This window comes from Pseudomonas sp. KH_027 (assembly GCF_057838565.1).
In genome coordinates, this window is sequence record NZ_CM174470.1 from 3,062,418 (window position 1) to 3,076,178 (window position 13,761).

A 13,761-nucleotide genomic window follows, 5' to 3' on the forward strand; every position below is an offset into this window, starting at 1 on the left:
CTTAAACCGCAACCAGGCGCACGCTGGCACCCTCGCCGACGCCCAAGGCCTCGGCGGCTTCAAGACTCAGGGTGACCGGTTTGCCCGGCACCCAATCCAGCTCGACGACAATCGCACGGAAGTCCTGCAATTGGCCGTTGGCCACCAGGTAGGGGCGCCCGCCTTTGCCGGGGTCGCCGATCCGTACCGGTACGACACGGCTCTGGGCGATCGAGCGAATGCCCGAGGTGCGCGCATGCAGGGTCGGCCCGCCGTCGAAAATGTCGATGTAATGATCGGTCTCGAAACCTTCACGCATGAGGATGTCGAAGGTGATCTGCGCTCGCGGATGGACCTGGCCCATGGCTTCCTGGGCGGCGTCCGGCAACAACGGCACGTAGATCGGGTAATGCGGCATCAGTTCCGCGAGGAAGGTGCGGCTTTTCAGGCCGCAAAGGCGCTCGGCCTCGGCGTAATTGAGGTCGAAGAAGTTGCGCCCCACCGCGTCCCAGAACGGCGAATCGCCGTTTTCATCGCTGTGCCCGACTATCTCCACCACCACCGCATCGGCGAAGCGCTCCGGGTGGCTGCCGACGAACAGCAGGCGGCCACGGGAGTTGAGCTCGGCCCAGGGTGAGTTCACCAACGACGGTTCGACGTAGAAGCTGGTCAGCAAGCTGTTGCCGGTCAGGTCGTGGCAGAGCGAAAGCACGTGGATCTTGTTGTGGATCGACAGCGAGCGCGAGGCATGCACGAAGGTTTCGTTGCGAAAGCTGTAGAACGGCTCGGAATAACCGGCCGATGCAACGATGCCGGAGCAGCCGACCAGGCGCCCGCTCTCGGTGTCTTCGAGGACGAAGAAGTAGCTCTCCTCGCCATTGAAGCTGACCTCGGCCGCGAACGAGGCCTCGGAAGCGACGATCTTGTCGCTCAGGCGCTCGGCATCGTCCGGCAGCGAAGTAACACCAACCGGGCTGTCCGCGGCCAGACGTTGCACGTCGGCCAGATCAGCCATTTGCGCAGGGCGCATCACCAGCATGGTGTTACTCCTTAAAAAATTCGGTATTGGAAAAATGGAGCGCCGACACTACAACCCTGTAGGAGCGGCTTTAGCCGCGAGCTCTTCAAGATCAAGAGCTCGCGGCTAAAGCCCCTCCCTCAACAACGGAAGAAGCTTCAGCGTCCCGGTACAGCCGTCAGGCCTGGGTCAACTTGGCTACGGCACGCTCGAAACGATCCAGGCCTTCGTCGATATCCGCATCCGGAATCACCAGGCTCGGGGCAAACCGCACCACGTCCGGGCCAGCCTGCAGCACCATGACGCCTTCCTTCTCGGCAGCGTTGAGCACGTCCTTGGCCTTACCCTTCCAGGTATCAGTCAAGGCCGCACCGATCAGCAGGCCGAGGCCGCGCACTTCGCTGAAGATGCCGTACTGCGCGCCGATACGATCCAGGCGCACCTTGAAACGCTCGTGCTTGGCCTTGACGCCATTGAGCACCGCCGGGGTATTGATCAAATCCAGCGCCGCACCGGCCACCGCGGTCGCCAGCGGGTTGCCGCCGTAGGTGGTGCCGTGGGTGCCGACGGCCAAATGCAGGGCGATCTTGCTGGTGGTCAGCATCGCGCCAATCGGGAAACCGCCGCCCAGGCTCTTGGCGCTGGAGAGGATGTCCGGCGTCACGCCGTAATGCATATAGGCGAACAGTTCGCCGCTGCGGCCCATGCCACTTTGTACTTCGTCGAAGACCAGCAATGCGTTGTGCTCGTCGCACAGCTTGCGCACGCCTTCCAGGTAAGCCTTGTCGGCCGGCAGTACGCCGCCCTCGCCTTGCACCGGCTCGAGCACCACGGCACAGGTTTTGTCGGAAATGGCGGCTTTCAGTGCCTCCAGGTCGTTGAACGGCACATGGGTGATGCCGGCGATCTTCGGCCCGAAACCATCGGAATACTTCGGCTGGCCACCGACGTTGACGGTGAACAGGGTACGACCGTGAAAGCTGTTGCTGGCGGCGATGATCTCGAACTTCTGCGGACCGTAAACGTCATGGGCGTAGCGGCGCGCCAGCTTGAAGGCCGCTTCGTTGGCCTCGGCCCCGGAGTTGGCGAGGAACACGCGCTCGGCGAATGTGGCGTCGACCAGCTTGTGCGCCAGACGCAGGGCCGGCTCGTTGGTGAAGGCGTTGGAGACGTGCCAGAGCTGCTGCGCCTGTTCAGTCAAGGCTTTGACCAATACCGGATGCGCATGTCCCAGGGACGTCACGGCGATGCCGCCGGCGAAGTCGATCAGTTCGCGACCGCTCTGATCCCAGACGCGGGAACCCTCGCCGCGCACCGGGATGAAGGCTGCAGGGGCGTAGTTGGGAACCATCACCTTATCGAAATCGGCGCGTTCTACCTGTACATGCTCAACGGACATCGAAGCTCTCCTGACAAGAACCGCCGGCCTGAACGGCTGGCGATGAAATGAATTGTAGGGACTGAATTGGAGTGGGCATTGCCGTCATGCGACAACTTCTTATAGCGCCAACCCGGGGAATTCCAGCGCTTATGGAAATGCGACAGAAAGCATCGCGATCAGACTGCGCGAGAGCGCTGCGAGTAAAACTTGCCGTAGTTTTCACACGAGCTGGAAGCGGCAGTTTAAACGCTGTTCGGCACAGTTAGGCAGGGCCAGAGAAAATTCGCCAATAGCCTGAGTTAGCCGTTGCACGGCACGCATTGGAAAAACGCAAAACCCGCAGGAGCGAGCCATGGCCGCGATATACCTTTCGCGGCCATGGCCCGCTCCTAGCCGCGCTCGACCGGCATGGAGGTGAGCTCGAAGGGGCTGCTGCTGCGGCGCTGGTTGCGATCTTCGCGGGGGGTGGCGCCGAAGAAGTTGCGGTAGGCGCTGGAGAAGTGCGGACCAGAGGAAAAACCGCAGGACAGGCCGATCTGGATGATCGACTTGCTGGTCTGCATCAGCAGCTGGCGCGCCTTGTTCAGGCGCAGTTCCAGGTAGTACTGGCTGGGCACGCGATTGAGGTACTGCTTGAAGATGCGCTCCAGCTGGCGGCGCGAAACGCAGACATGCTGGGCGATTTCATCGGTGGTCAACGGTTCTTCGATATTCGCTTCCATCAGCAGCACGGCCTGGGTCAGCTTCGGATGGCTGGAACCCAGGCGGTTCTGCAGGGGAATGCGCTGGCGTTCACCGCCTTCACGAATGCGCTCGACCACCAGCTCTTCCGACACCGCACCGGCCAACTCAGCCCCGTGATCGCGGGCCAGCACCGCCAGCAACAGATCGAGCACCGCCAGGCCGCCGCAGGCCGTCAGGCGATCACGGTCCCAGTCGAACAAATGGCTGGTGGCGATCACCTTGGGAAAGCGCTCGGTAAAGTCGTCCTGCCAGCGCCAGTGCACCGCGGCCCGATAACCATCGAGCAAGCCGAGCTGGGCCAACGGATAGACCCCGGCCGAGATCGCGCCAATCACACAACCCGCCCGCACCAGCTGCTTGAGCGCACTGGACAAGGCTGGAGCGAGATGGGTCGGCGGCTCATCGGCCAACAGAAAGAGCTTCTGACAGCCCTCCAGCTTGCCAGCCCAGGGCTCGCCGGGCAGGCGCCAGGCACCCTCCGGCATCGGCTCGGCCTGCAGGAAAAGCAGCTCGTAAACCACGTCGGGATGGACACGCTGGGCGACACGCAACGCCTCCTCCGCCAACGCCAAAGTCATTGCCTTGGTGTTGGGCCAGAGGAGAAAACCAATTCGGTGAGCAGTCATGGCTAGGCTCTGTTGGCAGTGATGAACATGCCGTGTGCGCCCAAATGGGGCGTCATCAGTGTATTTTCAGTGCCCGGGGTTACTTCAAGCTACCGGAAAGGAACTGCTTGAGACGGTCGGACTGCGGATTGACCAGTACTTCTTTCGGGCAACCGCGCTCTTCGACCACGCCTTTGTGCAGGAACACCAACTGGTTCGAGACTTCGCGGGCAAAGCCCATCTCGTGGGTCACCACCACCATGGTCCGGCCTTCCAGCGCCAGGTCCTGCATGACCTTGAGCACCTCGCCCACCAGCTCCGGGTCGAGCGCCGAGGTCGGCTCGTCGAACAGCATCACTTCCGGCTCCATCGCCAGCGCACGGGCAATCGCCACGCGCTGCTGCTCGCCACCGGACATGTGCGCCGGGTAGGCGTCCTTGCGATGTGCCACGCCGACCTTGGCCAGGTAATGCTCGGCCTTTTCCAGCGCGTCTTTCTTCGACATGCCGAGCACATGCACCGGAGCTTCCATGACGTTTTCCAGGGCGCTCATGTGCGACCACAGGTTGAAGTGCTGGAACACCATGGACAGGCGCGAACGCATGCGCTGCAGCTGTTTTGGATCAGCGGCCTTGAGCGCGCCTTCCTTGTTCGGCACCAGCTTGAGCTCTTCGCCATTGAGCAGGATTTTGCCGCCGTGGGGCTGTTCCAGCAGGTTGATGCAGCGCAGGAAGGTGCTTTTGCCCGAGCCACTGGAGCCGATGATGCTGATCACGTCACCAGCCTTGGCCGCCAGGGACACGCCCTTGAGCACTTCGTGAGTGCCATAACGTTTGTGCAGGTCTTGAACTTCAAGTTTGTACATGGTTTCGACTCTCGAATGCAGTGGAATCAGTCGCTGAGCAGACGTCCCGTGCGGATGGGTTCACGGCCGGCCACCTTGGCCAGCCACAGGCCGGGCTGCGCAAAGCGCATGCGCTCACGCGCGTAAAGCACACCCGTCGTAGTCGCACGAACGGTGGTGTGGCGATCGTCCAGCGGATCGATCACCTCGAACAGCGGATCACCCGCCTCAACCTGCGCACCCACCGGCTGAAGAAAACTCACCACGCCGGCGTGCGGTGGATAAACATATTCAGCGCCCTCGAAAGGCGTGGCCTCGCAGCACGCCTGCGGCGCAGCCGGCCAGTCCCCGGCAATCAAACCCTGCTCGGCGAGAAACGCCAGAATGCCTTCGGCGCTGGCTTCGGCCTGAGCCCTCTCGGTATCCGCCATGCCACCCAGCTCCAGGGTGGTCGCCAGGCAGGCCAGCGGAATCGCCGCCTGCGGAAAATGCCGCGCCAGGTTCAGCCAGGGCATTGAGCAGGCCTCATCGAAAGAGTTACCGCCGGACGCCTCGGCCAGCAGCACTGCGCCAGCCTTCAACCGCGCCGCCAGAGAGCGCCACTGCGACCACTGCTGCGGGATCGCGTAAAAATGCACCGCCGCCTCGAAATCACAGTGCAGGTCGAGCACCACATCCGCATCGCAAGCGTGGCGCAGCAATAGCCGCTGCAGGCCTTCCAACTCCGAACCAGCCGTCGGCAGCGCATCCAGCGCTTCGCGCATCGCCGCCCGGATCAGCCGCACATTGGTCGGCCCATCGCCACCGAGAAAACCTTCCAGCGCCGGTGCAATCACCTCGGCCAACTCGAAGAAATCCCGGTTGAAATTCTTGCCGCTGCCGAACTCGAAACGGCCCTGCTGAGTCGCCTGGAACAGCTGCCCCAGGCCAATCGGGTTAGCCACCGGCACCAACTCGATCACTCCGGTCAGACGCCCCTGGGCTTCCAGTTCGCTGAGCCGGCGCTTGAGCTCGACGGCAACGCGCATGCCCGGCAGCTCATCGGCATGCAAGGAAGCCTGGATATAGGCTTTGCACGGGCCGCTGCCAAACCTGAACAGCGTCAGGCGCCGCTCGGTACCCGGGCAACCCCACGGCAATACATGCTCGATACGTTGCATGTTCGTCTCCCTAAGCCTTACGCGGCGCCAGGTAGACCAGCCAGCGGCGCTCGGCCAACTTGAACAGGCGCACCAGGACGAAGGTCAGGCACAGGTAGATCGCGCCCGCAGTGATATAGGCCTCGAACGGCAGATAGAACTGCGAGTTGATGGTTTTCGCCGCACCCGTGATGTCGATCAGGGTCACGATCGACGCCAGACTGGTGGTGTGCAGCATCATGATCACCTCGTTGCTGTACTGCGGCAGCGCGCGGCGCAATGCCGAAGGCAGCAGGATCCGCCGGTAGAGCTTGAAGCGCGACATGCCCATGGCCTTGGCCGCCTCGATCTCGCCATGCGGCGTGGACTTGAGGCTACCGGCGAGAATTTCCGCACTGTAGGCGCTGGTGTTGATGGCAAAGGCCAGGCAAGCGCAGAAGGTGGCGCTGGATAGATAGGGCCAGAGGAAACTCTCGCGCACCGCCGCGAATTGCGCCAAGCCGTAGTAGATCAAAAACAGCTGCACCAGCATCGGTGTGCCGCGAATCACATAGGTGTAGAGCCAGGCCGGAAAGTTGACCAACGGCTGGCGCGAGACGCGCATCAGGCCCAGCGGAATGGCGGCCAGCAGCCCCAGCGCCAGGGAAATCAGCAGAATTTTCAGGGTCACCAACACGCCACCGAAGTACAGCGGCAGGTTGTCCCAGATGGGAGCGAAGTCGAAGATCATAGTTCAGCCACCTTCATGCCTACCGAGTAGCGTTTTTCCAGAGCCCGCAATAGCAGCAGGGAAACGCTGGTCAACACCAGATACAGCGCCGCTACCGTGAGGTAGAAGGTGAACGGCTGATGCGTGGCATCCGCCGCGCTCTTGGCCTTGAACATCATGTCCTGCAGCCCGACCACCGAGATCAGCGCCGTCGCCTTGGTCAATACCAGCCAGTTGTTGGTGAAGCCGGGAATGGCGAAACGAATCATCTGCGGCACCAGCACCCGGAAAAACACCTGCAGGCCACTCATGCCATAAGCCGCGCCCGCCTCGGCCTGGCCCTTGGGGATGGCCATGAAGGCACCGCGGAACGTCTCGGAGAGATAGGCCCCGAAGATAAAACCCATGGTGAACACCCCCGTGGAGAAGGGGTTGAGGTCGATGTAATCCTCATAACCCAGCAGCGGCGCGACACGGTTCACCACATCCTGACCGCCATAGAAAATCAACAGGATCAGCACCAGATCGGGAATGCCACGAATCACCGTGGCGTAAGCTTCGCCGAGCAGCGACAGCCACCTGATCGGCGAAAGACGAAACGCCGCCCCCAGCAACCCCAGCACGCAAGCCAGCGTCATGGAGGTCAGGGCCAGCGACAAGGTGAGCCAGGCACCGTCGAGAATGGTCGAGCCGTAGCCGTTCAGCATGATATGAACCCATGGTCGAATAGTTCCGACTCGCTTGGCTGCCCGGAAACAGTCCGGACCAGGCGCGAGACGCCGGTGATGCTGATGCCCTTGGCAAACCCTGCGACAACGCATGGAGCGCCGCCAGGGATGGGCTCATATGGAGTAATCAAACTTCTCTCCTTCTTTCTTGCCCTGCGCAAAAAACCATCCGGCACAGGCAGGAATCATTCAAGGATAGGCTCTGCGGGCTCATGCGGCACGCCCAAGCCAAAAGACCAGAGGCACCGTCACAACGAAAAAGTGGCACAAAGCGCAGGAATGAGCCCGTGCCACTTTCAGGGAAAAGCGATTACTCGCCGTAGACGTCGAACTTGAAGTACTTGTCCTGCACTTCCTTGTACTTACCATTGGCGCGGATGGCAGCGATGGCGGCATTGAGCTTGTCAGCCAGCGCCTTGTCGCCCTTGCGCACGGCGATACCGGCGCCCGCACCGAAGTACTTCACATCGTTGATGTCCGGACCGACAAAGGTAAAACCCTTGCCCGCGTCGGTTTTCAGGAAGCCGTCGTCGATGTTGACCGAGTCCGCCAGAGTGGCATCCACACGGCCGGCAACCAGATCCAGGAACACTTCGTTCTGCGAGCTGTAACGAACGATCTCGATGCCAGCCGGCGCGTAAACTTCAGTGGCGTAGCGATCGAAGGTGGACGCGCGCTGCACGCCGACTTTCTTGCCCTTGAGATCCACCAGCGGGTCGTTGACCGTGCTACCGGCCTTCATCGCCAGCTTCGCCGGGGTGTGGTAGTACTTGTTGGTGAAGTCGACGGATTTGGCCCGTTCTTCGGTGATGGTCAGGGACGACAGCACGGCGTCGAACTTGCGTACTTTCAAGGCAGGGATCAGGCCATCGAACTCTTGTTCGATCCACTGGCACTTGACCTTCATCTCTTCGCACAGGGCGTTGCCGATATCGTAATCGAAGCCGGTGATAGCGCCGTCCGGGGTCTTGCTGGCAAAAGGCGGGAAAGCCGCCTCAATGCCGATACGCAGAGGCTTGGCATCGTCAGCCAGGGTCAGCGACGACAGTACGGACAACGCCAGGGCGCCGAGAAGTGCGATCTTCTTCATCTTATGACTCCTTCGAGTGGGTATGGCTTCTATTGGCAGAGTTTGAGATCGCCCAAGCCGTCCGTGATTATAGAAAGAGTCACCGTCTTTGCTGTGCGTTAAGTGGCATGCAAGAGGCTGCGGCTGGGTGAGCGGCATTCTAACGACAGCCCCAAAGCCGATATTTCTTCAATGCGACAACTAATTACAAAAGGCCCAGGCGTTTTTGCCAGGCGTATTGACAGACACCCCAAAACCTGAAGCGCCAGAAAGAATTATTAACCCATGATATAAGCAATAATCGCGCCTTACTTTGCAAAGCCCGTACAAACAGGGGCTTTCAGCAAATATACGATTCTCGGACACGTTGAAAAAGCAGCCAAAACAACCCGAACTGTTCCCGTACGCCCCGCAAAGGTGCGCGCCGTTACCAAGACTGTTACACCCAGAAAATCTTGCGCCAAGCAGGCTCAACCAGCCGGTAAAGCCGATATCAATCCCCTTAAGAGCCCACGTCGATGGTGTGCACCCGCGCAATCACGCGCAAAAAAACGCCCCGCCCCAGCTGGTGCCGAGGCGGGGCGCAGTTAGCGGCTACCGATTAGGCGGCCTGCATGCCACGGTGCGTATCGATCAGGTGCTGCACCACACTGGGATCGGCCAGGGTGGAAATGTCGCCGAGCGCGTCATATTCGGCGGTGGCGATCTTGCGCAGGATGCGGCGCATGATCTTGCCCGAGCGCGTCTTCGGCAGGCCTGGCGCCCACTGAATCACGTCCGGTGCGGCGATCGGACCGATTTCCTTGCGCACCCACTGCTTGAGTTCCTGACGCAGGGTTTCACTCGGCTCTTCGCCACTGTTGAGGGTGACGTAGACGTAGATACCCTGCCCCTTGATGTCGTGCGGCATGCCGACCACCGCGGCTTCCGCGACCTTCGGGTGGGCGACCATGGCGCTCTCGATTTCGGCCGTGCCCATGCGGTGACCGGAAACGTTGAGCACGTCATCCACCCGACCGGTGATCCAGTAGTAGCCATCCTCGTCGCGGCGCGCACCGTCACCGGTGAAGTACATGCCACGGAAGGTCTTGAAGTAGGTGTCGACGAAACGATCATGGTCGCCGAACAGCGTGCGCGCCTGACCAGGCCAGGAATCGAGGATCACCAGGTTGCCTTCGGCGGCGCCGTCGATCAGGTTGCCCAGGTTATCCACCAGGGCCGGCACCACACCGAAGAACGGCCGCGTCGCTGAACCCGGTTTGAGCGCAGTGGCGCCCGGCAGCGGACTGATCAGCACGCCGCCGGTTTCGGTCTGCCACCAGGTATCGACGATCGGGCAGCGCGACTGGCCGACGGTTTCGTAGTACCAGTTCCAGGCTTCCGGGTTGATCGGTTCGCCGACCGAACCGAGCAGGCGCAGGCTGGAGCCATCGGCGCCCTCCACGGCGGCCTTGCCCTGAGCCATCATGGCGCGGATCGCGGTCGGCGCGGTGTAGAGGATATTGACCTTGTGCTTGTCGATGATCTTGGAAATGCGGGTGACGTCCGGGTAATTCGGCACGCCCTCGAACAACAAGGTGGTCGCGCCATTGGCCAACGGGCCGTAGACGATATAACTGTGGCCGGTGACCCAGCCCACATCCGCAGTGCACCAGTAAACCTCGCCCGGCTTGTAGTCGAACACCCGCTCATGGGTCAGCGCGGCGTACAGCAGGTAACCCGCCGTGGTGTGCTGTACGCCTTTCGGCTTGCCGGTCGAGCCCGAGGTATAGAGGATGAACAGCGCCTCTTCGGCACCCATTTCCTTCGGCGCGCAGTGACTGGAAGCGACCGCCATCAGGTCTTCGTACCAGATGTCGCGGTGCTGGTTCCATTTGATTGGCGAACCCGTGCGCTTGCAGACGATGACCTTCTGGATGCTGCTGGTTTCCGGGTTGGTCAACGCGTCGTCGACGTTGGCCTTGAGCGGCGTTTTCTTGCCGCCGCGCAGGCCTTCGTCAGCAGTGATGACGACCTTCGAACGGCAGTCGATGATCCGCCCGGCCAGCGCTTCCGGCGAGAAGCCGCCGAACACCACCGAATGGATGGCACCGATGCGGGCGCAGGCGAGCATGGCCACCACCGCCTCCGGAATCATCGGCATGTAGATGGTCACCACGTCGCCGCGATGCACATCCTGACCACGCAAGGCATTGGCGAACTTGCACACCTGCTCGTGCAGTTCACGGTAAGTGATATTGCGGTGTTCGGCGGGGTCGTCGCCTTCCCAGATGATCGCCACCTGATCGCCACGCTCGGCCAAGTGACGGTCCAGGCAGTTGGCCGAGACGTTGAGGGTGCCGTCGGCAAACCATTTGATATCGACATGATGATCGTCGAAGGAGGTCTGCTTGACCTTGGTGAACGGCTTGATCCAATCGAGGCGCTTGGCCTGCTCGCGCCAGAAGCCGTCAGGGTTGATCACCGACTGCTGGTACAGGGCTTTGTAGCTCGCCTCGTCGGTCAGCGTCTGGGCCGCCACCTCGGGCCGCACGGGATACAGGGAAGCAGCACTCATCAGAAAATACCTCAATGGGTAGTTGTAGTTTTATGCTGCCTTTTTTAGCCCCAACCAGCCCGGATAACCATTCGACCATCGTATTACCACGTTAAGACTATGGTCGCGCGACAGCCCAGCGCACAACCACAGCAAACCCGCAGAGCCCGCGAATTAGCACAGCGCCCCCCCCTCGAACACGGCCGGGCTGCACTGCGGGCCGGCTCTGGACACTGGGTGAGCAGGCAAAAAAAGGGCGACCGCAGGGCCGCCCAACCAATCATCCCGGGAGAGGAATGTCAGTAACACATCTGGCATCACGCAGGATTCAGACCCGGCCTTTGTACGCGGGCACCCCAAGCACGGCCATTGCACCAAGGTCGTAGACGCCCTACTCCGGTTTGCCCATGCCATGCTGGCGCAGCTTGTTGGCAATGGTGGTGTGCGACACACCAAGGCGCTTACCCAGCAGTCGGCTGCTCGGGTACTCGGCGTACAGACGCTCCAGCACGGCTTTTTCGAAGCGCCCGAGAATCGCCTCCAACCCGCCCTCGAGGGAGAAATCCCCCAGCGGCTGCGGTGCGCCGTAGTCCGGCAGACGAATATGTTCCGGCTTGACCGTGCCGCCATCGCAGAGTGAAACCGCCTGGAACAGCACGTTCTCCAGCTGCCGCACGTTGCCTGGCCAGTGGTAGTGGCTGAGCCGGTCGAACGCCTGCGGCGCCAGCTTGGGCAGCGGGCAGCCGATCTGCCGGCTGGCCGAGTCGAGGAAGTGCTCGGCCAGCGGCACCAGGCCGTCGAGGCATTCGCGCAGCGGCGGGATGTGCAGGCTGAGCACGTTGAGGCGGTGATAGAGGTCCTGGCGGAACTCGCCCTTGGCACAGAGTTCGGAAAGATCGACCTGGGTCGCGCAGATCACCCGCACATCCAGATAGACCTCCTCATCGCTGCCCACGCGGCGGAAGCAACCGTCCTGCAGGAAGCGCAGTAGCTTGGCCTGCAAGCGCGGGCTCATCTCGCCGACGCCATCGAGGAACAGCGTGCCGCCAGCCGTCAGTTCCAACAAGCCAAGCTTGCCTTCCGGCCGCGCGCCCTCGAAAGCGCCCGGGCCGTAACCGAACAACTCGGTCTCGGCCATGGATTCCGGCAGGCCCGCGCAGTTCAGCGCCATGAACGGCGACTGCCCGCGCGGGCTGGCCAGGTGGCAGGCACGCGCCAGCAACTCCTTGCCGGTGCCGGTCTCGCCCTCGATCAGCAACGGCGCATCCAGCGGCGCCATGCGTCGGGCTTCGCGCACCACCGCGGCCATCACTTTCGAGCTCTGGAAGATGCTGTCGAAGCCCCGCAACTCCTGCTTGCGCACATGGTAGATACGCTCGCCAACGCGGTCGGCGCGATGCAGGGTCAGAACCGCGCCGGCCAGCGCATCGCTTTCGTCGTGCTCGGTCTGCAGCGGGGCGATGTCGGCGAGAAACACATCGCCCTTGACCTTGACCCGCAAGCCATTGATCCGCGACTTGTTGGCCCGCACCAGTTCGGGCAGGTCGAAATCCTCGGCGTAGCGCGACAACGGAATACCGGGCACCTCATCCACTCGCACACCCAGCAACTGTGCCGCCGCGCGGTTGGCGGCGACGATTGAGCCGCCCATGTCGATCGACAGCACCGGAAACTCCAGCGCGCCGAGCAAGGCATTCAATTCCAGGTGCCGACGTTCGCTGGGCATCAAGCCGACGCGCTTGACCCCGAACACCCCGGGAATCGCCTCGAACTTGGGTCGCAACGACTGAAACTGCAGGTTGATCAGGTTCGGGCAGTGCAGATAGATGGCGTTGCCCTGCTCACCGCCAACCTCGCCACGGGCCACGTTGATGCCGTACTCAACCAGCAGATTGAGGATATCGCGCAGGATGCCGACACGGTTCTGGCAGTGCACCTTGATTCTCATCGCAAACGCCCTGTTGTCGGTATTTGTGGCGGGCTGGCGGTGCTTTTTCGAAAAAGCAGCGCAGATTTTCGTCAAGAATATGTGACAGACAACCCGGTCAGCAAGGTTGAAATCCGCAAGCTTGGCGATAACGTAACTATAACTTTACATATTTCCGACAATTCCCTGCCCATCTCAGCCGCCAGCCGGCTGCGCCGTGGAACGCGTTGCGGTATTGCTAGGTCAAGACAACAACAATGCGCTGCGGCATTGCGACCGCGCAGGAGACCGTATGAAAACCACGCAGTACGTGGCCCGCCAACCCGATGAGCATGGCTTTATCCACTACCCGGAAGCCGAGCATCAGGTGTGGAACACCTTGATCACCCGCCAGTTGAAGGTGATCGAAGGCCGCGCCTGCCAGGAGTACCTGGACGGCATCGAGCAACTTGGCCTGCCTCACGAGCGCATCCCGCAACTGAACGAGATCAATCAGGTGCTCGACGCCAGAACCGGTTGGCGCGTGACGCGAGTGCCAGCGCTGATTCCATTTCAGACCTTCTTCGAACTGCTGGCCAGCAAGCAATTTCCCGTGGCGACTTTTATCCGTACGCGAGAAGAGTTGGACTACCTGCAAGAACCGGACATTTTCCACGAGGTCTTCGGCCACTGCCCGCTGCTGACCAACCCCTGGTTCGCCGAATTCACCCACATCTATGGCAAGCTCGGCCTCAAGGCCAACAAAGAACAGCGTGTGTACCTCGCCCGCCTGTACTGGATGACCATCGAATTCGGCCTGGTCGACACGCCGCAGGGCCGCAAGATTTATGGCGGCGGCATCCTCTCCTCACCGAAGGAGACGGTCTATTGCCTGTCCGACCAGCCCGAGCACCATGCCTTCGACCCGGTCGAGGCGATGCGCACGCCATATCGCATCGACATCCTGCAGCCGCTGTATTTTGTGCTGCCGGAGCTCAAGCGGCTGTTTGACCTGGCTCATGAAGACATCATGGCCATGGTGCCCAAAGCCATGCAGCTGGGCCTGCACGCGGCGAAATTCCCGCCGAAAGCCGCGTAATAAT

Annotated in this window: 11 protein-coding genes; 1 reads left to right on the top strand and 10 read right to left on the bottom strand. The window is 61.5% G+C overall.

Going from position 1 to position 13,761, the window contains the following annotated elements; all coding sequences use genetic code 11:
* Position 1 precedes the first annotated feature (1 nt).
* The 10 genes from aruF to AC3IYG_RS14440 all read right to left on the bottom strand — a co-directional run bounded on the left by aruF (position 2) and on the right by AC3IYG_RS14440 (position 12,700).
* Positions 2–1,018 (bottom strand): arginine/ornithine succinyltransferase subunit alpha, encoded by a 1,017-nt coding sequence (gene aruF, locus AC3IYG_RS14395; RefSeq protein WP_489309462.1) that lies wholly within the window; start codon positions 1,016–1,018, stop codon positions 2–4.
* A 157-nt stretch (positions 1,019–1,175) separates the two neighbouring features.
* A complete protein-coding gene (locus AC3IYG_RS14400) occupies positions 1,176–2,396 on the bottom strand; it encodes an aspartate aminotransferase family protein (RefSeq protein ID WP_489309464.1) in 1,221 nt (406 codons plus the stop codon).
* Positions 2,397–2,767: 371 nt separating this feature from the next.
* Complete coding sequence (argR, locus tag AC3IYG_RS14405) at positions 2,768–3,748, bottom strand: transcriptional regulator ArgR (protein ID WP_489309466.1); 981 nt, start codon at positions 3,746–3,748, stop codon at positions 2,768–2,770.
* A gap of 79 nt (positions 3,749–3,827) precedes the next feature.
* Complete coding sequence (locus tag AC3IYG_RS14410; RefSeq protein WP_489309468.1) at positions 3,828–4,592, bottom strand: ABC transporter ATP-binding protein; 765 nt, start codon at positions 4,590–4,592, stop codon at positions 3,828–3,830.
* 26 nt (positions 4,593–4,618) lie between these two features.
* Positions 4,619–5,731, bottom strand: a complete 1,113-nt coding sequence (locus AC3IYG_RS14415; RefSeq protein WP_489309470.1) for a succinylglutamate desuccinylase/aspartoacylase family protein — start codon at positions 5,729–5,731, stop codon at positions 4,619–4,621.
* Positions 5,732–5,741: 10 nt separating this feature from the next.
* Positions 5,742–6,440, bottom strand: coding sequence for an ABC transporter permease (locus AC3IYG_RS14420; protein WP_489309472.1), 699 nt, complete (start codon positions 6,438–6,440; stop codon positions 5,742–5,744).
* Positions 6,437–7,126: an ABC transporter permease gene (locus tag AC3IYG_RS14425; RefSeq protein ID WP_489309474.1), complete on the bottom strand. Its 690-nt coding sequence runs from the start codon at positions 7,124–7,126 to the stop codon at positions 6,437–6,439. Before AC3IYG_RS14425 ends, AC3IYG_RS14420 begins: the two co-directional genes overlap by 4 nt.
* Positions 7,127–7,457: 331 nt before the next feature.
* Complete coding sequence (locus AC3IYG_RS14430) at positions 7,458–8,237, bottom strand: ABC transporter substrate-binding protein (protein ID WP_489309476.1); 780 nt, start codon at positions 8,235–8,237, stop codon at positions 7,458–7,460.
* Positions 8,238–8,817: 580 nt separating this feature from the next.
* Entirely contained in the window at positions 8,818–10,773 is a 1,956-nt protein-coding gene (gene acs / locus AC3IYG_RS14435) for an acetate--CoA ligase (RefSeq protein WP_489309477.1), read from the bottom strand.
* A gap of 370 nt (positions 10,774–11,143) precedes the next feature.
* Positions 11,144–12,700, bottom strand: a complete 1,557-nt coding sequence (locus AC3IYG_RS14440; protein WP_489309479.1) for a sigma-54-dependent transcriptional regulator — start codon at positions 12,698–12,700, stop codon at positions 11,144–11,146.
* A gap of 271 nt (positions 12,701–12,971) precedes the next feature.
* Here AC3IYG_RS14440 and phhA point away from each other — a divergent pair, with 271 nt between their 5' ends.
* A complete protein-coding gene (phhA, locus tag AC3IYG_RS14445; RefSeq protein WP_489309481.1) occupies positions 12,972–13,757 on the top strand; it encodes a phenylalanine 4-monooxygenase in 786 nt (261 codons plus the stop codon).
* The last annotated feature ends 4 nt before the right edge of the window (positions 13,758–13,761 follow it).